We start from the raw sequence: 20033 nt of genomic DNA, 5'->3' as shown, positions 1-20033 counted from the left end.
TGTCGCGTAGGCGTCATTGGTGCGCCTCCATATGTGTTGTTTCGTAGCTGACGCGCAGGTCGGCGCCAGCAATGCAATGGCGGCCGGTGGGCGCGTAGCAGGAGCGGCAAACCATGATGTGGCTCAGATATTGGTCGCGGGCCTGGCGCCACTCTGGCGTGGCTGTGGCGGCATTTGCGTGCGGTCCGGTGATGAACTTCCCCGGGCGCTCGACGTGAGAGGCCAGCACCAGGCGCGGGCCAGGCCGACTATCCACTTTTGGCGAGTCGGTACCGGGAATGGCTGGCGGCATGTGATCGAGCAAGCCGGAGAGGAGGCTCATTGCGCCACCTCGCCACGATTGCTCCATTGCCCATATGTGTCTGTAGAAAAAAAACGGGGGAACGGGGGAACAGTGGGAACAGCCAATGTTTCCGGTGCTTTCAGAGGGGGATTCTGTACCCCACGTTTTTTTGTGGGGAACAGTGATAACCAAATGCTCAGAAAGTCTTGGGGGGCTATATTCAAAAACATGTTTGTGTTCCCCCTGTTCCCCATACATTCAATAAGGGGGAACGGCTACAGGCCACGGTTTTACTGGCTGTTCCCCCGTTCCCCCTGTTCCCCAAAAATGTAGGTTCCTGTGAACTCGGGCATTCGCACTTGGCGTAGATCGGGGTCACACCGCACCTCCTTCGCTGTCCAGGGCTTCTGGATCGATCACGTAAAGGCGCGCCGAACCGCCGGCGGGAATACGGTACTTTTTGGTTTTGCGGCTATCTCGGTCGGTGTCGCGCTTGGCCAATGCCCCGCCAACCTCAAGAGCTTTGATGACTCGGGTAAGGCCGAACCCGTGAGCGGCTTCGATGAGTGCAGATTTGTTGAACAGGAAGAGCCGCTTGCCGGCCACCAGCTCCCAGTACCCGGCCCGGTTGAACACTTTGGCGTCCACCTCTGGCGCATCGACATCGGAGAATCGGCTGCTGCCGTGCTTGTCGATGAAGTCGATGATGCCGGCCAGGATCTGCCGATCTTCTGCGTTTCCGCCGCCCACACGGGCGAGCCATTCGCCATAGAGCAGGCGGCAGTCGGCGAGGGCGGTACCTGGCTCCCAGGGCAAAAGGCCGTAGGCGATGGACATCTCGCCCGCCAGCGCAATCACGGCGAACCGGTCAGCCACACGGCCGGCTTGGGCGTTGTCCTCAACGAACTGGGCGCGGATGCCATCAAAGTCGCTGAGCAGTCCTGGCTTGTCATCGGCCGCGACCAAGCGCTCAACAAACTCCGGTCCAAGGTGGCCATGGTGGGCACCGACAGCCACGGTGAGCTGCCGGTGGAAGTCCGCTCCCTCAAGGCCATGTAGCTCATCAAAGGCCCGATGCGTGCGGGTGCCGGCGTTCACGTCGACCATGCGTAACTCGGCGCCAGCGTGGGCGGCATTCCCGGAAATGGCAGCGTGCTCAGATAGCGAGCGTTCTCCGCTGGAGAGCGTCAGCAGGCGCCAGCTCAGTTTGCCGCGTGCTTCACGCTCGCGGGTCATGGTGCCTTTACCTTGGCCATTTGCGAGGGAGTAGGCCATCTCCTGTACCCGCTTCGGGTCGGCGCGTTTGATCTCGTCCAGAGGGAGGATGGTGTCATTACGGCTCGACGCCTCGATCTCCAGGCCGCCCTTGGTCATGTCCCAGCTGGCGGCAAATACGCCCGGGTCGCCCCACACCGACGAGCCAATCAGTTGCGCCAGCGACTTGCCGCTCGAGCTATCGCCCACCAGGTGAACGCCGCCACCCAGCACGCCGACCAGGCTCAGCAGCGGGCCGGCTAGCGAGCAGCCGATCGCCAACGTGAGCACCGGATTGCCGGCGCACTTGGCGGCCACCTCTGACTGCCATTGCGCCAGCTCGCCGCGCCGGCTGAAAAGTACTTGAGCCTTGTTGCTGGCCTGATACCGCACATTGGCGCTGCCGATCGTTCGCCCGGGCAACACGAATGCTCCTGACTCATGCCAGCCCGGTCGGCAAGTGGTGGCGAATACATCTGCAGGGTGCTGGTCGAGCAGGTACTCCATGAACGTGCCGCGTTTCTTCAGCGCGATGATGACGCCCATGCCGAACAACGCTCGCCGGGCGTCCTCGCCGCTGCCGCCGAACACCTCCATGGCGATGATCCATTCCTTGATTCCGCCCTCTGTGACCAGGCGCAGGAGTCGCCCCTCGCTGCCGTCGTCGCTGTTGGTGGTGCGGGCCACAACCGTGACGGGGCTTGAAATCCACTCATCAGCGATCGGCCGGTCGGCGGCGTCGTTCTCGGCGTCATCCTGATCGGCAGCAGTGCGCTTGAAGCTGTGCCAATACACGCCTGGACGCAGCTTGCGGCCGTTCTCGTTGGTCACCCAGTGTTCGTACACCGCCCAGCAAGGTCGAGCAGGCGCGATGGTGGCGGCCTCTGGCCGAAGGTTGATAACGTTGGTATCAGGCTTGGCCATTAGAGAGCTTCCAGTTTGCGAGGTCATTGAAGTCGGTGAGGTCATCGGGCGCACCTTCTGGCCACTCGGGGAAAGCCACTTGGCCGCCGACTGCTGCCGCGGCTGCGTTTGCCGCTGTGCGTCCTGGGTTGCCGTCGGTAAGGCGGTCGTCATCGCCCGCGATGATGATTTCGGTGGTGTGGTATTCGGCCCGAAGCGCCAGCGCCGCCGGTTTGAGATTCCCGGCGTTCATCGAGCAGGCGACGGTGTAGCCGCTTTCGTGAAGCGTTGCGCCCGTCGCCCAGCCTTCGCAGATACAAAGCGGCTTGCCGGGTGTGATACGCCCCAGCGGCGAATAGGCGCCCTTGATCCGGCCCCCAAACAGGAAACGCTTGCTGCCGTCCGGGGCGATCCGTTGCAGATTGACCAGCACACCACCGGAATACAGCGGCACCAGCAATTCGTCACCACGCTGGCGCAGGCTGTAGGCGCGAATGCCCTTGGCAATCAGGTACGGGTGATCGGGATCGGCGCGGCGCGCATCACGCCACCAGCGTTGAGCAATGTTCGCGGCCTTGAGCTGGCGCCGTTGCTGCTCGGCTTCACGCTGGCGCCTGGCCTGCTCGATTCGCTGGCGCACCTGCGCGGCTTCGCGGGCGTCCACTGGTTCACGACTACACCAGGTGCTGGTAGCGCCAGCCTTCCAACTCCCGAACGCACCCGAAGCGATACCGTCTAGGTACAGGACATACCAACCATTGAGGGTGCCGGGTTTGTCGTCCGGGACGCGGAACCGGTGGATGGTGCTGTCGGGCACGGGAATCCAGTCGAGTGGGCCATAGACCGACTGGAGCGCGTCACGGAAAAGGATCGTGGTGTCTGTCATGCCGCACCCTCCGGCTCGTAACGCGCCAGCACGCTGCCGATCTGCTTAACGATCGCATCGGATTGCTTGCGGCTGTGTTCGCTCGTCGCGCTGTCACGCAGTTTCACCAGATCGCTGAAGGCACCGATCAGCAGCGCGCGCCCGAAGTCGTCCATGTGTGGCGGCACGTCGTCGCGGACGATGCTGGTGAGTGGATCGAACTGGATCACATCACCCATGGTTGGCGCTCCCAGCAAAGATCCGGCAAACCCGGCCATTGTTCACGGCGTGCCAGTGCGTGATGTCGTCGATTGAATCGACCAAGCAGGCCGTCACTGCGGCTTCAGCACTACGCATCACGATGCGGCCAGCTTCCGCGTCAGCCTCAGTCAGGAAGGGCCCAAGCAACGCTTTCAGCGCCTTCGGATGGGTCACATAAAACAGCTCTGTGGCTTTTTTCGGGCAAGCCGATCCCGTTGACGCTGGCGCGCCATTTTGAATCTTCATGTGCTTAAACCTTTATCGAATCAGCAATTCACGGGAGTCAGCGACGCTGTGCGCTGGCGAGAATCTGGTCGTGGCCCCTCAGGCACCCGAAGCTGCGTCGCCAAGTGGCGAACATGTGGTTGGCCAAACAGCATCTGGTTGACCTTGGCCGCTTTGTCAGACCACCGCTCATGGTCCGGGCCGTGACCTATGCGGTTCGTCACAACCCATTCCGGCAGCTGTTTACGCGCCCGCATTTCATTGAGCATGGTCCACCAGGTCAGATAACGGGTGCGCTCCAACTCCATCAGGTCAATGAGACTCTGATACTCAAAGGCGCATGGCCGAAGGTCGTCTCCCGGTCGAATTTCGTCGATGCCAAACAGCGCATGATTGACGATGCTTCTTTCGAGCATCGACTCTTCATAGTCGGTATCACTACCAACTACTTTGGTGCGAACCCACTCTGGCAACTGGTTGGAGATGCGCAAGTGATTGAGGACACTCCACCACGAAGATGCGTGCTCGCGCTCGGCGAAGAGCGAAGACAAAAGCTGGCGGTTCATTTTTCACCCCCTTGCGCGGCGATCGCGTCGTCGAGGAGTTCCGCCCAGGCCATGGCGGTGTGCTGGGCCATCACGGCGGCGACACGGGCGACAAGGATTGGCGTGGAGGGTGAGGCAATGATGGCAAGCGCCAGGCTCAGCAGTACAAGGATGTCTTGCACATCACGCAACTCGTTAAGTGGACTGTCGGCGGAGGACGCGGAGGGTTGGGTAGGGTAAGTCATACGGCACCCCCTACAGTTTCCAAGGTCCGGACAATGGCCATGTGGGCGTTGTAGCGGGCGAGACGGACGGACAGGGGAGAGTTTGCGCGAAGAGCGATCAGAGCCATGTGGCGGTGAGCAAAGGCGCGAATTACGGACGGAAAGAGGGCGTGTTTCATGGGTGTAGCTCCGTTTACTTCATTGGAACCACTCCTATCTGCCGCCAAGCAGGGAAGGGTGGCGAATTGCACAGGATTGGCGGACCGGGGTAAACGGAACCCGGCGCACCCGAAGGTGCTCCTGCGCAACCCGCCATAACACGAGAATGCGGGCACAAAAAAAGCGCCTGCAATCGTAATAGGGGCGCTGTTGCGCCGTTTACTTTTCGACCCGCCAAGGTCGTTGTCAGCAATGTGACAGGGCAAACCATACCGGCGGGCGTGATTGCTGGCAAGAGAAGTTATAGACCACTCATCGTGGGGCATGAGCAAGGCATTCATCATGGGCGCACGTCCTCCAGATCGAGTGGAAGCTTGAGTTGCTCCCTCAGGTGGGCAACGTGCTGGTAAACGCCAGGCTTGTCATAACGCCAGTGAGCAAGGCGGCGACCACTGCTGCTAGCCTCCTTTTTGCGAGCTTCCAGCGTCTGGCAGGCGTGCCCATACCTGGCTTCGCGGAATGCCATGATTAGATCCGCCTTCAGCTCTACGACGCGATCAGTGTTGCGAGACAGTGACAGCAGGAAATAGCACTGATCCTCGTTGAGCAGCGCGAACCGTTCAGGCCTACCACCAGCAGTACCGGCCCCAGGTTTCTCCGTTTGAAACAGAGCAACCCCAAACCGCTCGAACTTGCTGAGGTATCGCTCGATCAGGCCAAGCGTGTTCTTTGATTTAACGCCCAGCTGTTCGGCCAGTATGCGGCTGTCGGCGCGGACCTCGTCTGTGGAGTGGATTAGGACGATAGCGTTCATGCCGCCACCTCACGATTAATGCCAGCAGCGCTGCAAAGCATCTTTAGGACGTTGCGGGCGCGCTTACGCTCACTGGCCGGTAGGTTGTAGCGAGTCACCATGCAAGGCTGGCCCCAGTTGTTTGGCACACGCTCGGGCTGGCGGCTGAAGTTCAGCCCGTAGGCGTTGGAAAGCCTGCTGATAGTCGAGTGGAGGCAGTGGTCGCCCAGGCGCTCGGCTTCGAAGCGGTTGAGGCTGTGATCCTGGAGCAGATAAGTCAGGACGCGGCTGATCTTCGTCGGCGCTTTCCCGATCCTGGTGGTGGTACTATGGGCGTGAGATTTTTCCGGACTGGCCTTTTTAGGTTGGTCTTTTTTTTGGTCGGTCATTTATGCCGCCTCCACTCGCAGAGCGACCAGCGAGTCGCACCAGGCAATAACCTCAGCCTCGATCCAGACGACAGACTTCGGCCCGAGCAGTACCTGCTTCGGGAAGCGACCAGCTGCAATGCGGCGGTAAATCTCGGATGTGGAAAGGGTGGTCAAACTGCGGACTTCGGCCAACTTGATGAAACGGCGGAGGTTTGCGGTTTCAGTGCGCCGCTCAAGTTCGGCTTTCGAGTTTTGGTGAAGCTGGGAAATGGTAGGGCCTGCCATGTTGTGCGCCTCCTTGGGTGGCGTTGAGAACATAGGCAAAGTTTGGCCGGCGGGTATTGGCCCTAACAGATGAGGAGTTGCACTCTAGGGGGGAGGGGTTTATGTCAGCATGCTGTGGATAACCGTTGCGCGCTTTGATTTACAAGGCTTGTAACGGGTCACCCGTTTTTTTGTTTGTTACGAGTTGGAGCTCCCCCTTTTTTGTGAGAAAGCAGAGTCAGCGCGGTTGCAAAGCGGTCAATTTGATTGATTGCCGGTTTCTCTATTCGTTTTTCAAGCCAACTTTTGACCTGCATACGAAGCCCAATACCTTTCTCGGCAACTACATCAATAGTGCAATCACGACTGAGCTCGCGGCAGCACATCACCATCTGGCGTAACTCAGGCGGCGAAAACTCATTATCGGGGCGGATGATCTCGGCCAAGGCCATAGCTTCCTCAAGCTGCTCTTCCATGTGGATATTTTCATCCTCTGCTTCTACTAGCGCCCTATGCTTGGCGCTCAGTTCGCGGGTTATTTTCTCTAGCTCCTCGTCTCGCACCTGTAGCCTCATCTCGGCCGTTTCGTACATGGCTTTCCACTTAGCTGCCTCAAGTATTGCCTGGTCAAGGAGTTGTTGTTTCGAGGCGAGCTGTTCGCTTGCACTGTCCTCGCCCTGCTGGCGTAGTCGGGCCTGTTGGATTTGCAGCAGGAACGGGGCGCTTCCCGATAGGTGGGGTAGTTTGGCTGCCTTGCTATTTGCAGGAGTGGTGTTGGCTACCATCGCTATGCTGGCGCTGTCATTTGCCGGCTGAGCAAACCCTGCAGCATTCTCGGCTCGCTCGGTGGCCTCGTCTACAAAGCGCTCAATCCACTTCCGCCATATCAGAACGTTAGTAGCTGGGATCGGGCCTGAGGTGGTTGCAATTGTCTGAGCGTGTTGGCCTGCGCTGGCGGCGTCGAAGTAGTCGATGAGTGCGCCGTATGTAACTGGGATGGTTCGGTCAGATCGACCTTCAAAAAAGACACACGCATGCATGGTCTTGATTGGCTGATCCAAACGTGAGGACGCTGCTAGCGTCGCGGCTACTTCAAAGGCGAGAAGGCGAGGGTTTATATGATGACCTGACGCCCAGTCGGAATAGATCCTATCGAGCCTTATGCGCCCGAATGGTTCTAACTGCTCGTCTCCACCAGATCCCGACATCTGCCAAGCTCATATGCGCTAGCTGTACGAATGTACAGCAATGGCCATTATGTTATCAGCAAAGCCCAACCAGACCCAAACGAGCCCGCGCACAGACAGAAAACTATGCCTTACGTTTGATGCTCACCACGTTGGCGCCGGCGCACAGTGCGTCGATGGAGTCAGCCCACGCTTGCATCATTTCCCGGCGCTGCTCGACATAGGCCGCATGGTTGTAGGTGCCGCGGATCTCGTCGCTGTCACCGTGGGCAAGCTGGCGCTCGATCCAATCCTTGTTGTACCCGCGTCCGTTGAGCTCGGTGCTCAACAGGTGGCGGAAGCCGTGACCTGTTTGTCGGCCTTCGTACCCCGCCAGCCGCAACGCCTTGTTGATGGTGTTCTCGCTCATGGGCCGCTCAGGGTTAGCGCCAGCAAAGACCAGCGAGTAACGCCCGGTGATTTCGTGGAGCTGGCGCAAGATGGCGACGGCTTGGCGGGGTAGAGGGGCGATGTGCGGGCGGCGGGCTTTCATGCGGGCGGCGGGTATCGTCCAAGTGGCGGCGTCTAGATCGAACTCCGACCACGGCGCTTGGCGTAATTCACCAGGGCGAACCGCTGTCAGCGTCAGCAGGCGTATGGCGTGTCGGGTCAGGGAATGGATGTTCGCTGCCTCGACGTTCCCCAGCAGCTCGGGCAATTCGGCAAAGGTGACGTGCGGGTGGTGGCGTGCGGCTTTTGCTGGCGCAGCCACCACGTTCAGATCGGTGGCCGGATTTACCTCTATGACGCCCTTGGCCAACCCATACCGGAATATCTGGTGTAGCCATTGGCGAATCTTGCCTGCGGCATTGAGAGTGCCCCTTGCCTCGACTGTGCGCACCAACTCGACCAACTCGGGTCGGGTGATGGCTTTAATTGGGCGCGCGCCAATGCTGGGGATCATGTCGTTATCCAGATACAGCTTGGCTTTGTAGGTGGTGGCTTCTGCCCATCGTGGCGAGTTGTAGTCGTACCACTCCCGCGCCAGTGTCTCGAAAGTCAGCCCGTCGACCTTCTGAGCCTGTTTGGCGGCTTTCTTGTGCTCGCTGGGGTCTGTGCCTTCGGTCAGCAGTTGGCGGGCCTCATCGCGTAGCTGGCGGGCCTTCAGCAAAGTGACGGCAGGGTATTTGCCCAGCGCCAGCATTTTAGCGTTGCCGTTAAAGCGGTAGCGGTACCGCCATAGCTTGGTGCCTGTCGGTGCCACTTCCAAACATAACCCGTTGGCGTCCGTCAGCCGGTAAAGCTTGTCCTTCGGCTTGGCGGTGCGGATGGTGGTATCTGAGAGTGGCAAAGCAGCCTCCTTGTAGGCCGCACCAGGCGGGGATTTAGTCGCCGTGGTGTGAGTAGATTCCTAGACCGAACTGGATCTACTCACGAATCTACTCACATATGTTTGGGCTTACAAGGGAACGGTTGGGAACTGTAGAAAGCAAAAAACCCGCACTAGGCGGGTTTCTTGTGTGCTTTCAGGTGTGCTTGGCATCACCTGAAAACGAAAGGTGGTGCCCAGAGACGGAATCGAACCGCCGACACGGGGATTTTCAATCCCCTGCTCTACCGACTGAGCTATCTGGGCAACGGGGCGCATTAAAAGGGTTTTTCGGATTTACGTCAACGACTTTTTTAAAATTTCTTAAATTAATTCCGTCGCTTACGATCCGCCCCCCGATTTTGCGGGGTTACTCTGCAGGCGGAACGTAGCCTTCGGCCTTGGCGTAATCCTCGCCGGAGAAGTACTTGTCCATCTCGCCCTGCAAATATTTGCGGTCTTCGGCGTTCATCATGTTCAGGCGTTTTTCGTTGATCAGCAGGGTCTGGTGCTTTTGCCAGTCGGCCCAGGCCTTGGCCGAGACGTGGTCAAAAATGTCCTGGCCCTTGGCGCCCGGGAATGGAGCGCGCTCCAGGGCTGGCAATTCTTCTTTGTACTTGCGGCACATGATGGTGCGGGTCATGACGACTCTCCTGCGTTCAATACGGCGGCCGCGCGTTCGAGCAAGGTTTTGACCGGGGCGGCAAGGCCCAGGCGCGGCGGGGTGGCGAGGTTATACCAGAGCCAGTCGGCCTCGGCCACGTGGTGGCCGTCCTCCTGGACCTGTACCAGCCAGGGTTCGATGGATAACTGAAAATGGCTGAAGGTGTGCACCAGGTTCGGCAGGGCCTGTTGGTTGCCCAGCGCCAGAGAGTGCTGCGACGCCAGGTGCTGCAGGTCGTCGAGGTCATCGAGTTCCGGCAGGCTCCACAAACCGCCCCACAGGCCCGTGGAAGGGCGACGGTAGAGCAGAATTGAGCCGTCGCCATTGGCGAGCAGCGGCATCAGCGTGCGCTTCTGTGGCACGGCTTTGCGCGGTTTGGGGATCGGGTAGCGCGTCTCCAGGCCGAGCATGTGCGCTTCACAGCCCTTTTGCAGCGGGCAGAGCAGGCAGCTCGGCTTGCTGCGGGTACAGAGCGTGGCACCCAGATCCATCATCGCCTGGGTGTAGGCGTTGACCCGGTCATGGGGCGTAAAGCGCTCAGCGTTGGCCCAGAGCTGTTTGGCGACCTTGGGCTCGCCCGGATAACCCTCTTGCGCAGTAAACCGCGCCAGCACGCGTTTGACGTTGCCATCGAGGATCGGCGCGCGCAGGCCCATGCTGATGCTGGCAATGGCCCCGGCCGTAGACAGGCCGATGCCGGGCAAATCGGTGAGTTTTTCCACCTCCCGCGGAAATTCACCGCCGTACTGTTCGACGACGATCTTCGCGGTCTTTTGCAGGTTGCGCGCACGGGTGTAGTAGCCCAGGCCTGTCCACAGGTGCAGCACTTCATCCTCCGGCGCAGTGGCCAGGGCTTCGACCGTCGGCAGCGAGGCCATGAAGCGGTCGAAGTAATTGAGCACGGTGCTGACCTGGGTCTGCTGCAGCATGATTTCCGAAACCCACACCCGATACGGGTTGATGTGCTGTTGCCAGGGCAGGTCGTGCCGGCCATGGCGGTCGTACCAGTCCAGCACCGCCGTTGAAAACTGCTCGGCTTTCATCGCTTGAACAGCCCCTTGAGTGCATCTTTCAGTTCAGGGCTAACCTTGTCGCCCAGTTTCTCGTCGATTTTTTCGCTGATCTTGTCGCCTGCCAGTTTGCTTGCGACCTGACCCATGCGCTCGTTGTCGAGACGGCATGCCTTGGCGCCCAGTTCCAGCGGACCACGGCAACGCAGTGGCCACTCGATGCCGACAAACTTGTCGCCTACCTGGCAGGCGGGGTCCGGCATGGCGCTGGTATCGCCTTCGACGATGATGCCCACGCGGTAATCCATGCCCAGCACCCGCAGGTCGACATCACCGTCACCCTTGACGGTCATGCCCGGGATGCGCACTTTCAGGTCCGGGTTGCTGGCCACGCCGTTGTGGAAGGTCAGGTTGCCCTTGAGCTCCTGGAACGGTGTGTCCTTGCCCCGTGGCTCGCCGCTGAGGCTTTTGCGGTTGAGCGTGGCGATGCCCTTGCACAGTTGTTGTTCAAGGTTGGCGTTGAGCAGCACGCCATTGTTGATGACGAAACCGGCGTTGCCATTGAGGGTTTCGATCAGCGCTTTCTGGCTGTTGCCGTTGCCGGTCAGGTTGCTGTTGAGTGTGACCAGACCTTTGACCGGTGGATTCTTGCCCTGGCTTTCGAGGATTTTCTCCACCGGGACCCGGTTGATTTTCGTCTGCAGGTTCAGCGCGGGTTCCTGCTGGCGTACATCGAGGGTGCCGGTGGCTTCGAAATTGCCCCCGTACAGATCGCCACGCAGGTTTGTCAGGGTCAGCAGTCCGCCCTTGCCGTTGGCCTTGAGCGCGGCGTTCTGGATCGGCAGTTTGTCCAGGGTCAACTGGCCGAAGGACAGGTCGGCATCCACATCGAGTTTGCTCAGGCGCTCCACCGGCAACAGGCGCTCGCTGCTCCACGCGCCCTTGGTCGGTGCCTGTGGCAGTGGCGTGCTGCCCGCGCCGGCCAGGGCATCCGCTTCGGTGCTGGCGACTTCGGCCTGACGCACTTGCGTCGCGCTGTTGGCCTCCGCCGATTTTGGCCGCAGGTAACGGTCGACGTTGAAGGTGTCGGCCTTGAGCACCGCCCGCAGCGATTGCTTGGCGAAGTCCTCGACGGCGATGCGGCCGCTGAAGGTGCTGTCGTCGACTTTGAGGTTGATGTCGTCCAGTGCAAGGCTGCTCGGCGTGCCCGACAGGCGGCTGACCAGTTCGACCTTGCTCAGGCTGCCCTCGGCCATGGCCGGGAGGGTCTGGCCGATGCTGTCGACGAACTTCGCCAGATCAAACTGGGCGATCGACAGGCCGCCACTGACCTGCGGCGTCTTGTCGAGGTCATTGACCTTCAGTTCACCCAGCGCACGCAGTTGGTTGGCGGAGATTTTGATACCGGTCCACTCGGCGACGTTGGCCGCCTTGTCCAGTAACAACTGGCCCTGGGCGGCGAAGGTCATGGTCTTGCCTTGCAGCGGATCGCCGGCCACTTCGCCGGACAGTCGCATGTCTTCGAGTTTGTAGCGCTGCAATGCGCGCTCGAAACGCAGCTCGCCGTTGAGCTCGGTGCGCACCCGCAGAACCGGTTGGTTGGTACCCAGGAAAGCGGTGAGTTTGACCGGGATATTGGTCGAGTCATGCACCGGGCCAGTACTGAGCTGAATGCTTTCGGCGCTGAACTGCTTGCCGGTCTGCTCGTCGTTGTATTCAACGCGGGCGTTATTGACGGTCAGGCTGTCGATGTCGAGGCGGATCGGCTGGGACGGTTTTTCAACCTGGGCCGTGGTTTGGGGGGCCGGTTCACTGGCGGTAGCGGCAGGCGCGCCAGCAGTGGTCGGCGCCGGGACCTTGCCGATGTCTTGCCAATTGCCGTGGCCATCCTTGTCGCGGGTCAGGCGCAGATTCAGGCCTTCGACGCGGACATCGCTCATTTGCACTTCACGGCGCAGCAGGGGCAGCACGCGGACCGACAGACCGAGCATCTGCAAGTCGGCAAACGGTTCGGTCGGCTTGGCCAGGGTCGCAACACCGGCATCGTGCAACTCCAGGCCCAGCCATGGGAACAGGCTCCAGCCGATATCGCCATTGAGCGTCAGCTCGATGTGGGCCTTGTCGCGGGCTATCTGGCGAATCTTGTCTTTGTAGTCGTTGGGATCGAAGAGGTGGGTCAGGGCAAAGCCCAGCGCCACAATGATCAGCAACAGCCCGAGAAGCACCAGACCCAGGATTTTGCCGAACGCTTTCATGGGCGAGTCCTTTTAATTAGTCGATTTCGTAATTTAGCCGAGGAGTATAGCGCCCCAAAACGGACGACCGGTCAGCGATCATTCCGCCAGAGCATCCAGCGGTACGTGCAACTTGGCAGCCAGTGCTTGGGCTTCCAGATGTCCGGCGGGGGCCAGAAGACGCAATGAGGCGCCCGATTGCGCAGCCATTTTCTGCGCTTCACACACCAGGCGTTCTGCGACCCCACGACGACGGGTGATTTTTCGTACGCACAATTGAGACAAATACCAAACGTCAGGGTGCCGTTGCAGGCGGGCAGCGCCCAACAGTCGGTCATTGAAGCGTCCTGCAATCAGCGAGCCTTCCCGCAGGCAGCGTTCAATCAGCTGTGTATCTGTGGCAAACGGTGTGAGCAGCCAGTCCGGGGCATCGCGGTAAATTTTCTGCAGGTCTTGCTGATCCTGGTAGGTGGCTTCGTTCAGCGGCTCGACAATGATCGGCATATCGTTTCCTGTCAGTTGTAAACGGATTGCTCCCTGTCGGAGATGCCGGCGGCTCGGGCCGTCAGGTAGCTCCCACAGGAGAAGAGATCGGATAACGTACAAAACATGATGTCAGTTTGGTTTTACTGTCACGTGCAAATGGTAACCTTCGTCCGTTCGTCGGTCCTTCTGCGGCGAGTTGTCGCAGCAAAATGCAGCTTTAGCCTGAAAAAAACGGTCGTGCCTGCGTGCAATCAAGGCTGAGGGTGAGGAGTGACTGACGCACCATACTAATAATTGGGGGATACACAATGACCACGAGCATAACGGCGGACGGCTTGAAAGCCGATCAGCCCGCGTTCCTGTCCAAGGAGCGCATCATCGCCAAGCCCGGTTTCAACCGTTGGCTGGTACCACCGGCCGCGCTGGCCATCCACTTGTGCATCGGCATGGCTTACGGCTTCTCGGTGTTCTGGCTGCCACTGTCCAAGGCGCTGGGGATCACCGCTCCGGTGGCTTGCGCGCCGGACATGAGCTTCATCGCTCAAGTCTTTTCTTCGCAATGCGACTGGCCGATCTCGATGCTCGGCTGGATCTACACCCTGTTCTTCATCTTCCTGGGTTGCTCGGCAGCGATCTGGGGTGGCTGGCTGGAACATGCCGGGCCACGCAAGGCTGGCGTTGTGTCGGCACTGTGCTGGTGTGGCGGTCTGCTGATTTCGGCGCTGGGTGTGTACACGCACCAGATCTGGCTGATGTGGATCGGCTCCGGCGTGATTGGTGGTATCGGCCTGGGCCTGGGTTACATCTCGCCGGTGTCGACCCTGATCAAATGGTTCCCGGACAAGCGTGGCATGGCCACCGGCATGGCGATCATGGGCTTCGGCGGTGGCGCGATGGTCGGTGCACCATTGGCTGCGGCGTTGATGGGGCATTTCGCCTCGCCCACCAGCGTGGGCGTGTGGCAGAGCTTCCTGGTGATGGCTGCGATCTATTTCGTGTTCATGATCGGTGGCGCCTTGTCTTACCGCGTGCCGCCTACTGGCTGGAAGCCTGAAGGCTGGACTGCGCCGGTGAAGAAAGCTTCGAATGCGATGATCACGCATCGCCACGTCCACGTGAATGTGGCGTGGAAGACCCCGCAATTCCGTCTGGTGTGGCTGGTGCTGTGCCTGAACGTGTCCGCCGGTATCGGCATCCTGGGCATGGCTTCGCCTCTGTTGCAGGAAGTGTTCGCCGGCAAGTTGCTGGGCAATGGGCTGACGTTTGGTCAGCTGGACGCTGCGCAACTGGCTTCGATCGCCGCGATCGCCGCAGGCTTCACCGGTCTGCTGAGCCTGTTCAACATCGGTGGCCGCTTCTTCTGGGCTTCGTTCTCGGATTATCTGGGGCGCAAAAACACCTACTTCGTGTTCTTCGCCCTGGGTTTTGCCCTGTATGCGCTGATCCCGAACCTCGGTCATTTGGGCAACATCGCTCTGTTCGTGGCGGCGTTCTGCATCATTCTGTCGATGTACGGCGGTGGCTTTGCGACGGTGCCGGCTTATCTGGCTGACCTGTTCGGTACGCAAATGGTCGGTGCGATTCACGGTCGCTTGCTGACCGCGTGGGCGGCGGCGGGTGTGTTGGGTCCGGTGTTGGTGAACTACCTGCGCGAGTATCAGCTGAGCATCGGCGTTGAGCGTGCGGCTGCCTACGACATCACCTTGTACATCCTCGCCGGCCTGCTGGTGCTGGGCTTCCTGTGCAACCTGCTGGTGCGCCCGGTGGCCGACAAGTACTTCATGACCGACGCCGAGCTGGCCGCCGAACAGGCGCTGGGTCACGATAAGGGCGCTGACAGCAGCACCGTGCTGGAATGGAAAGCTGATGCGGGCTCCAAGCCGTTGGCGGTGGCGGCGTGGCTGGTAGTGGGTATTCCGTTGGCGTGGGGTGTTTGGGTGACCCTGCAAAAAACGGCGGTGTTGTTCCACTAAGTCAGCGTATTGCCCTTGTGGGAGCGAGCCTGCTCGCGAATGCGGCCTGACAGTCGACAGAAATGTTGAATGTGAGGGCCTCTTCGCGAGCGGGCTCGCTCCCACATTGGTTTTATGTGGCTCTAAAATGGCTTGTATGGACATGTACATCGCCGACACCCCCGGATTCACTCCGTCAGCGATATCACCTCCCGTGTTTCTGTTTCCGGCCCACGCCCCTATAATGGTTGCCTTTTTCGCCCAATGATTTTGCGGAGCTGGTGATGGCCGAACGTAAGGCGTCTGTCGAGCGCGACACTCTGGAAACCCAGATCAAAGCCTCGATCAACCTGGATGGCACCGGAAAGGCCCGATTTGAGATCGGTGTCCCTTTTCTTGAGCACATGCTCGACCAGATCGCCCGTCACGGGCTGATCGACCTGGATATCGTCAGTAAAGGCGACCTGCATATCGATGACCACCACACGGTGGAAGATGTCGGTATCACCCTGGGTCAGGCATTCACCAAAGCCATCGGCGACAAGAAAGGCATCCGTCGCTACGGTCACGCCTACGTGCCGCTCGATGAAGCGCTGTCGCGCGTGGTGATCGACTTCTCCGGCCGTCCCGGCCTGCAGATGCATGTTCCGTATACCCGCGCGACTGTCGGCGGCTTCGACGTTGACCTGTTCCAGGAATTCTTCCAGGGCTTCGTCAACCACGCCAACGTCACCCTGCACATCGACAACCTGCGTGGCCACAACACCCACCACCAGATCGAAACCGTGTTCAAGGCTTTCGGCCGCGCCCTGCGCATGGCCGTCGAACTCGATGATCGCATGGCCGGGCAAATGCCATCGACCAAGGGCGTCCTGTAATGCAGACAGTCGCGGTTATCGATTACGGCATGGGCAACCTGCACTCGGTGGCCAAGGCCCTCGAGCACGTCGGTGCCGGCAAGGTCCTGATCACCAGTGATGCGAATGTGATTCGCGAAGCCGACCGGGTGGTTTTCCCCGGCGTCGGCGCGATCCGCGATTGCATGGCGGAGATCCGTCGCCTGGGCTTCGACTCGCTGGTGCGTGAAGTCAGCCAGGACCGTCCGTTCCTCGGTATCTGTGTCGGCATGCAAGCCTTGCTCGACACCAGCGAAGAGAACGACGGCGTCGATTGCATCGGCCTGTTCCCGGGCCAGGTGAAGTTTTTTGGCAAGGATCTCGTCGAAGACGGCGAACACCTGAAAGTCCCGCACATGGGCTGGAACGAAGTGAAGCAGAAGGTGAGTCACCCGCTGTGGCATGACATTCCCGACCTGGCGCGCTTCTACTTCGTACACAGCTACTACATCGCCGCCGCCAACCCGCGGCAGGTGGTCGGTGGCGGTCACTATGGTGTCGATTTCGCCGCGGCGCTGGCCGATGGCTCGCGTTTCGCCGTGCAGTTCCACCCGGAGAAGAGCCATACCCATGGCCTGCAGTTGCTGCAGAACTTCGCGGCGTGGGACGGTCGCTGGTAAATGGCTGTCAAGAAATCCAGGCCGCCGATCCTCACGCTCACCCCTGAGCAGGAGAACGAGGCCAACAGCAAGATCAAGCGGTTCATGGAAGACCGCTTCGAACTCGACCTCGGCACATTCGAGGCGGCTGAGATTCTTGAGCTGTTTACCCGTGAAATTGCTCCGCACTATTACAACAGGGCGATTTTCGATGTGCAGACGCACCTCAAAGAGAGGTTCGAAAGCATCGAAAGCGACCTGTGGGCGCTCGAGAAAAACTGATTTCCGAGCCAAGCTGAACATTCAAATTTGAAGGTTTGCCAGATGCTGATTATTCCCGCTATCGATCTTAAAGACGGTGCCTGCGTTCGTCTGCGCCAGGGCCGCATGGAAGATTCCACGGTGTTCTCCGATGACCCGGTGAGCATGGCTGCCAAGTGGGTGGAGGGCGGCTGCCGTCGTCTGCATCTGGTCGACCTGAACGGCGCCTTCGAAGGCCAGCCGGTCAATGGCGAAGTGGTAACCGCGATTGCCAAGCGCTACCCGAACCTGCCGATCCAGATCGGCGGCGGTATCCGTTCCCTGGAAACCATCGAGCACTACGTGAAAGCGGGCGTGAGCTACGTGATCATCGGCACCAAGGCCGTGAAGGATCCCGCATTCGTTGCCGAAGCCTGCCGCGCGTTCCCCGGCAAGGTAATCGTCGGCCTGGACGCCAAGGATGGTTTCGTCGCCACCGACGGCTGGGCTGAAATCAGCACCATTCAGGTCATCGACCTGGCCAGGCAGTTTGAAGCCGACGGCGTGTCCGCCATCGTTTATACCGACATCGCCAAAGACGGCATGATGCAGGGCTGCAACGTACCGTTCACCGCCGCGCTGGCCGCTGCCACCAGGATCCCGGTGATCGCGTCCGGTGGCATCCACAACCTGGGCGACATCAAGACGCTGCTCGACGCCAAGGCGCCAGGCATCATCGGCGCCATCACCGGCCGGGCGATCTACGAAGGCACTCTCGACGTCGCTGAAGCGCAAGCTTTCTGCGATTCGTACAAAGGCTGAGGACTGACCATGGCGCTGGCCAAACGCATCATCCCTTGCCTGGACGTGGACAACGGCCGGGTGGTCAAGGGTGTGAAATTCGAAAACATCCGCGATGCCGGTGACCCGGTGGAAATCGCCCGTCGCTACGACGAGCAGGGCGCGGACGAGATCACCTTTCTCGACATCACTGCCAGCGTCGATGGTCGTGACACCACGCTGCATACCGTCGAGCGCATGGCCAGCCAGGTGTTCATCCCGCTGACCGTGGGCGGTGGCGTGCGCACCGTGCAAGACATTCGCAACCTGCTCAATGCCGGTGCAGACAAGGTTTCGATCAACACTGCTGCGGTGTTCAACCCCGAGTTCGTTGGCGAGGCGGCGCAGCATTTCGGTTCGCAATGCATCGTGGTCGCGATCGACGCGAAGAAGGTTTCCGGCCCGGGCGAAACCCCGCGCTGGGAAATCTTCACCCACGGCGGGCGCAAGCCGACCGGCCTCGACGCGGTTGAGTGGGCAAAGAAAATGGAAGGCCTGGGGGCCGGCGAGATCCTGCTGACCAGTATGGACCAGGACGGCATGAAGAACGGTTTCGACCTGGGCGTCACCCGCGCCATCAGCGATGCGCTGGGCATTCCGGTGATCGCCTCCGGTGGTGTCGGCAATCTGCAACACCTGGCCGACGGTATCCTCGAAGGCCACGCCAGCGCGGTGTTGGCGGCGAGTATCTTCCACTTCGGCGAATACACCGTGCAGGAAGCCAAGGCTTATATGGCCCATCGCGGAATTGTGATGCGTTAAACAAACCGATGCAGGCCAGTGGACATCATGGCGGGCTCAAGGCACTCTTGGGTACGCCATGGATTTCGGTAGCCAGACAATGTTTAAACGCCTTCTTCTTGTCCTCGCCAGTGCTTGCCTGTTGTTCATCAGTGGAGTGCGGGCGGCAGACAATCCCGCCACCGACATAGTGTTGCTGACGGAAAACTTCCCACCGTACAACATGGCGAAGAATGGCAAGAACTTCGCGCAGGACGAAAACATCAATGGCATCGCCACCGATATCGTCCGCGAAATTTTCAAGCGCGCCGAGATTACCTACAGCCTGACGCTACGTTTCCCATGGGAACGAATCTACAAACTCGCCCTGGAAAAGCCCGGCTACGGCGTGTTCGTCATGGCACGGCTGCCCGACCGCGAAAAGCTCTTCAAATGGGTTGGCCCTATCGGTCCGGACGACTGGATCATGTTGGCCAAAGCTGACAGCAAAATCACCCTCGAAACCCTGGATGACGCCCGTAAATACAAGATTGGCGCCTACAAAGGCGACGCGATCGCCGAGACACTGGCCAAGCAGGGGCTCAATCCCATCGTGGTGCTGCGCGATCAGGATAACGCCAGCAAGCTGGTCAACGGCCAGATCGATCTGTGGGCAACGGGTGATCCGGCCGGGCGCTACCTGGCGCGTCAGGAAGGCGTAAACGGGCTCAAGACCGTATTGCGGTTCAACAGCGCCGAGTTGTACCTGGCGTTGAACAAGGATGTGCCGGACGAGATGGTGGCCAGGCTTCAGGCGGCGCTGGATCAACTGCGCAAGGAAGGCAAGGTGGAAGAGATCATGGCGCGGTATCTCTAAAGCCGCTCTGCGGAGTTCTTTGCATTCCCCTGTGGGGGTGTGTGCTGCCGCTAACTAGCGATACACCCCGTCCTTTCCATGGGCCGCCGTCGCCCGATTGCTGCGCACACTGATCATCTGCTTGATATCGATCCAGTTGATGCCCTGAGCCTTGAGCTTGGGCAGCTCGCGCTCCAGGACCGCCAGCGTCTGCGGATACGGATGCCCGATCATCACCGCCGAACCCTGTTTTTGCGCCAGGCTGATCGCCGTCTGGAGCTGCGTGAGGATCGCCGCCTCGGTGCGTTCGTCGTCCAGGAACACATCCCGAGAAACACTCGCCAGGCCGATTTTCTGCGCTTCGGCAGCCGCCACGGTTTGCGCGCTGGTGCGGCTATCAACGAAGAATTTGTGTCGACCCTGCAAGTCCGCCATCAACCACGCCATCGCTGGTTGCTGAGCGGTCATGCGACTGCCCATGTGGTTGTTGATTCCGGCGGTGAAGGGCACGGCTTTGAATGCGGCGTCGAGGCGTTTCTCAAGTTCTTCGATGGGCAAGTCGGGGTGCCAGGCGAACGGACCGGTGGCCGGGTCCATGGGCATGTGCAGGATGACGATTTTGCCGGCGCGATGGGCCTCGCGAGCGAATTCGCTGGCGTGGGGCGTGTCGGGCATGATCGCCGTGGTCACCGGGCCGGGCAGCGCGAGCACGCGACGATCCCGGGGCAAATTCTGCCCCAGGTCATCGATGATCAGGCTTAGATAGGCTTTGTGAGGTTTCTGCCTGGCGGGCTCCGCGTGAGCAATACCCGCCAGGCAGCACAACAGCACGAGGATGAAGCGCAGCGTCATCC

24 protein-coding genes and 1 tRNA gene are annotated in these 20033 nt (G+C 60.1%); 7 read left to right on the top strand and 18 right to left on the bottom strand.

The annotated features are described in order from the left end of the window. Nucleotides 1-13: 13 nt before the first annotated feature. From JQF37_RS11090 to JQF37_RS11010, 17 genes are all read right to left on the bottom strand, one after another. Nucleotides 14-322 (bottom strand): hypothetical protein, encoded by a 309-nt coding sequence (locus tag JQF37_RS11090; RefSeq protein ID WP_204149641.1) that lies wholly within the window; start codon nt 320-322, stop codon nt 14-16. Nucleotides 323-658: 336 nt separating this feature from the next. Beyond that, nucleotides 659-2461 carry a DUF927 domain-containing protein gene (locus JQF37_RS11085; protein ID WP_204149640.1) on the bottom strand — a complete coding sequence of 601 codons (1803 nt, stop codon included), beginning with the start codon at nt 2459-2461 and terminating at the stop codon, nt 659-661. Further along, nucleotides 2448-3326 carry a toprim domain-containing protein gene (locus JQF37_RS11080; RefSeq protein ID WP_204149639.1) on the bottom strand — a complete coding sequence of 293 codons (879 nt, stop codon included), beginning with the start codon at nt 3324-3326 and terminating at the stop codon, nt 2448-2450. Before JQF37_RS11080 ends, JQF37_RS11085 begins: the two co-directional genes overlap by 14 nt. After that, nucleotides 3323-3544 carry a hypothetical protein gene (locus tag JQF37_RS11075; RefSeq protein ID WP_017336042.1) on the bottom strand — a complete coding sequence of 74 codons (222 nt, stop codon included), beginning with the start codon at nt 3542-3544 and terminating at the stop codon, nt 3323-3325. Before JQF37_RS11075 ends, JQF37_RS11080 begins: the two co-directional genes overlap by 4 nt. Continuing rightward, nucleotides 3537-3812 (bottom strand): hypothetical protein, encoded by a 276-nt coding sequence (locus JQF37_RS11070; RefSeq protein WP_204149638.1) that lies wholly within the window; start codon nt 3810-3812, stop codon nt 3537-3539. The genes JQF37_RS11075 and JQF37_RS11070 overlap by 8 nt, the downstream gene beginning before the upstream one ends. A 20-nt stretch (nt 3813-3832) precedes the next feature. Further along, complete coding sequence (locus tag JQF37_RS11065) at nt 3833-4357, bottom strand: hypothetical protein (protein WP_204149637.1); 525 nt, start codon at nt 4355-4357, stop codon at nt 3833-3835. Then, the gene (locus tag JQF37_RS11060) at nt 4354-4581 is read right to left on the bottom strand and encodes a hypothetical protein (RefSeq protein WP_204149636.1); all 228 of its coding nucleotides are present in this window, start codon (nt 4579-4581) and stop codon (nt 4354-4356) included. The genes JQF37_RS11065 and JQF37_RS11060 overlap by 4 nt, the downstream gene beginning before the upstream one ends. Before the next feature lie 478 nt (nt 4582-5059). Then, nucleotides 5060-5533, bottom strand: a complete 474-nt coding sequence (locus JQF37_RS11055; protein WP_204149635.1) for a Rha family transcriptional regulator — start codon at nt 5531-5533, stop codon at nt 5060-5062. After that, nucleotides 5530-5901, bottom strand: a complete 372-nt coding sequence (locus JQF37_RS11050) for a hypothetical protein (protein WP_204149634.1) — start codon at nt 5899-5901, stop codon at nt 5530-5532. Before JQF37_RS11050 ends, JQF37_RS11055 begins: the two co-directional genes overlap by 4 nt. Beyond that, nucleotides 5902-6168: an AlpA family phage regulatory protein gene (locus tag JQF37_RS11045; RefSeq protein ID WP_204149633.1), complete on the bottom strand. Its 267-nt coding sequence runs from the start codon at nt 6166-6168 to the stop codon at nt 5902-5904. 158 nt (nt 6169-6326) lie between these two features. Then, nucleotides 6327-7208 carry a hypothetical protein gene (locus JQF37_RS11040; RefSeq protein WP_204149632.1) on the bottom strand — a complete coding sequence of 294 codons (882 nt, stop codon included), beginning with the start codon at nt 7206-7208 and terminating at the stop codon, nt 6327-6329. Between the two features lie 250 nt (nt 7209-7458). Beyond that, nucleotides 7459-8664: an integrase arm-type DNA-binding domain-containing protein gene (locus JQF37_RS11035; RefSeq protein WP_204149631.1), complete on the bottom strand. Its 1206-nt coding sequence runs from the start codon at nt 8662-8664 to the stop codon at nt 7459-7461. 209 nt (nt 8665-8873) lie between these two features. Continuing rightward, a tRNA-Phe gene (locus tag JQF37_RS11030) sits at nt 8874-8949 on the bottom strand. Nucleotides 8950-9052: 103 nt separating this feature from the next. Further along, nucleotides 9053-9325 (bottom strand): oxidative damage protection protein, encoded by a 273-nt coding sequence (locus JQF37_RS11025; protein WP_003220737.1) that lies wholly within the window; start codon nt 9323-9325, stop codon nt 9053-9055. Further along, nucleotides 9322-10389, bottom strand: a complete 1068-nt coding sequence (gene mutY / locus JQF37_RS11020; RefSeq protein WP_130207404.1) for an A/G-specific adenine glycosylase — start codon at nt 10387-10389, stop codon at nt 9322-9324. Before mutY ends, JQF37_RS11025 begins: the two co-directional genes overlap by 4 nt. Beyond that, nucleotides 10386-12611, bottom strand: a complete 2226-nt coding sequence (locus JQF37_RS11015) for an AsmA family protein (protein WP_130207401.1) — start codon at nt 12609-12611, stop codon at nt 10386-10388. The genes mutY and JQF37_RS11015 overlap by 4 nt, the downstream gene beginning before the upstream one ends. Nucleotides 12612-12689: 78 nt before the next feature. Further along, entirely contained in the window at nt 12690-13094 is a 405-nt protein-coding gene (locus tag JQF37_RS11010) for an acetyl-CoA sensor PanZ family protein (protein WP_130207399.1), read from the bottom strand. A gap of 290 nt (nt 13095-13384) precedes the next feature. On the opposite strand from JQF37_RS11010, the gene JQF37_RS11005 reads away from it, so the two are divergent. From JQF37_RS11005 to JQF37_RS10975, 7 genes are all read left to right on the top strand, one after another. Beyond that, entirely contained in the window at nt 13385-15049 is a 1665-nt protein-coding gene (locus tag JQF37_RS11005; RefSeq protein WP_130207397.1) for an OFA family MFS transporter, read from the top strand. A gap of 263 nt (nt 15050-15312) precedes the next feature. Further along, complete coding sequence (hisB, locus tag JQF37_RS11000; protein ID WP_047536319.1) at nt 15313-15906, top strand: imidazoleglycerol-phosphate dehydratase HisB; 594 nt, start codon at nt 15313-15315, stop codon at nt 15904-15906. Beyond that, on the top strand, nt 15906-16544 hold the full coding sequence (gene hisH, locus JQF37_RS10995; protein WP_130207395.1) for an imidazole glycerol phosphate synthase subunit HisH: 639 nt from the start codon (nt 15906-15908) through the stop codon (nt 16542-16544). Before hisB ends, hisH begins: the two co-directional genes overlap by 1 nt. Continuing rightward, nucleotides 16545-16805, top strand: coding sequence for a DUF2164 domain-containing protein (locus JQF37_RS10990; protein ID WP_090328034.1), 261 nt, complete (start codon nt 16545-16547; stop codon nt 16803-16805). Between the two features lie 42 nt (nt 16806-16847). Beyond that, a complete protein-coding gene (gene hisA, locus JQF37_RS10985) occupies nt 16848-17585 on the top strand; it encodes a 1-(5-phosphoribosyl)-5-[(5-phosphoribosylamino)methylideneamino]imidazole-4-carboxamide isomerase (protein ID WP_130207393.1) in 738 nt (245 codons plus the stop codon). A 9-nt stretch (nt 17586-17594) separates the two neighbouring features. After that, nucleotides 17595-18365: an imidazole glycerol phosphate synthase subunit HisF gene (hisF, locus tag JQF37_RS10980; protein WP_007897430.1), complete on the top strand. Its 771-nt coding sequence runs from the start codon at nt 17595-17597 to the stop codon at nt 18363-18365. 79 nt (nt 18366-18444) lie between these two features. Then, nucleotides 18445-19200 (top strand): ABC transporter substrate-binding protein, encoded by a 756-nt coding sequence (locus tag JQF37_RS10975; protein WP_130207391.1) that lies wholly within the window; start codon nt 18445-18447, stop codon nt 19198-19200. Nucleotides 19201-19254: 54 nt separating this feature from the next. On the opposite strand, the gene JQF37_RS10970 is transcribed toward JQF37_RS10975, so the two are convergent. Then, a complete protein-coding gene (locus JQF37_RS10970; protein WP_130207389.1) occupies nt 19255-20031 on the bottom strand; it encodes a divergent polysaccharide deacetylase family protein in 777 nt (258 codons plus the stop codon). Nucleotides 20032-20033: the final 2 nt, after the last annotated feature.

The sequence above is a fragment of the Pseudomonas sp. MIL9 genome (assembly GCF_016887925.1).
In the GTDB taxonomy this organism is placed as follows: Bacteria; Pseudomonadota; Gammaproteobacteria; order Pseudomonadales; family Pseudomonadaceae; genus Aquipseudomonas; species Aquipseudomonas mohnii.
This window is presented reverse-complemented; position numbering and strand designations above follow the sequence as displayed.

Bases quoted from the DNA above. Each gene is read 5' to 3' on its own strand.
- JQF37_RS11090 (WP_204149641.1), bottom strand. From the start codon at position 322: ATGAGCCTCCTCTCCGGCTTGCTCGATCACATGCCGCCAGCCATTCCC.
- JQF37_RS11085 (WP_204149640.1), bottom strand. From the start codon at position 2,461: ATGGCCAAGCCTGATACCAACGTTATCAACCTTCGGCCAGAGGCCGCC.
- JQF37_RS11080 (WP_204149639.1), bottom strand. From the start codon at position 3,326: ATGACAGACACCACGATCCTTTTCCGTGACGCGCTCCAGTCGGTCTAT.
- JQF37_RS11075 (WP_017336042.1), bottom strand. From the start codon at position 3,544: ATGGGTGATGTGATCCAGTTCGATCCACTCACCAGCATCGTCCGCGAC.
- JQF37_RS11070 (WP_204149638.1), bottom strand. From the start codon at position 3,812: ATGAAGATTCAAAATGGCGCGCCAGCGTCAACGGGATCGGCTTGCCCG.
- JQF37_RS11065 (WP_204149637.1), bottom strand. From the start codon at position 4,357: ATGAACCGCCAGCTTTTGTCTTCGCTCTTCGCCGAGCGCGAGCACGCA.
- JQF37_RS11060 (WP_204149636.1), bottom strand. From the start codon at position 4,581: ATGACTTACCCTACCCAACCCTCCGCGTCCTCCGCCGACAGTCCACTT.
- JQF37_RS11055 (WP_204149635.1), bottom strand. From the start codon at position 5,533: ATGAACGCTATCGTCCTAATCCACTCCACAGACGAGGTCCGCGCCGAC.
- JQF37_RS11050 (WP_204149634.1), bottom strand. From the start codon at position 5,901: ATGACCGACCAAAAAAAAGACCAACCTAAAAAGGCCAGTCCGGAAAAA.
- JQF37_RS11045 (WP_204149633.1), bottom strand. From the start codon at position 6,168: ATGGCAGGCCCTACCATTTCCCAGCTTCACCAAAACTCGAAAGCCGAA.
- JQF37_RS11025 (WP_003220737.1), bottom strand. From the start codon at position 9,325: ATGACCCGCACCATCATGTGCCGCAAGTACAAAGAAGAATTGCCAGCC.
- mutY (WP_130207404.1), bottom strand. From the start codon at position 10,389: ATGAAAGCCGAGCAGTTTTCAACGGCGGTGCTGGACTGGTACGACCGC.
- JQF37_RS11015 (WP_130207401.1), bottom strand. From the start codon at position 12,611: ATGAAAGCGTTCGGCAAAATCCTGGGTCTGGTGCTTCTCGGGCTGTTG.
- JQF37_RS11010 (WP_130207399.1), bottom strand. From the start codon at position 13,094: ATGCCGATCATTGTCGAGCCGCTGAACGAAGCCACCTACCAGGATCAG.
- JQF37_RS11005 (WP_130207397.1), top strand. From the start codon at position 13,385: ATGACCACGAGCATAACGGCGGACGGCTTGAAAGCCGATCAGCCCGCG.
- hisB (WP_047536319.1), top strand. From the start codon at position 15,313: ATGGCCGAACGTAAGGCGTCTGTCGAGCGCGACACTCTGGAAACCCAG.
- hisH (WP_130207395.1), top strand. From the start codon at position 15,906: ATGCAGACAGTCGCGGTTATCGATTACGGCATGGGCAACCTGCACTCG.
- JQF37_RS10990 (WP_090328034.1), top strand. From the start codon at position 16,545: ATGGCTGTCAAGAAATCCAGGCCGCCGATCCTCACGCTCACCCCTGAG.
- hisA (WP_130207393.1), top strand. From the start codon at position 16,848: ATGCTGATTATTCCCGCTATCGATCTTAAAGACGGTGCCTGCGTTCGT.
- hisF (WP_007897430.1), top strand. From the start codon at position 17,595: ATGGCGCTGGCCAAACGCATCATCCCTTGCCTGGACGTGGACAACGGC.
- JQF37_RS10975 (WP_130207391.1), top strand. From the start codon at position 18,445: ATGTTTAAACGCCTTCTTCTTGTCCTCGCCAGTGCTTGCCTGTTGTTC.
- JQF37_RS10970 (WP_130207389.1), bottom strand. From the start codon at position 20,031: ATGACGCTGCGCTTCATCCTCGTGCTGTTGTGCTGCCTGGCGGGTATT.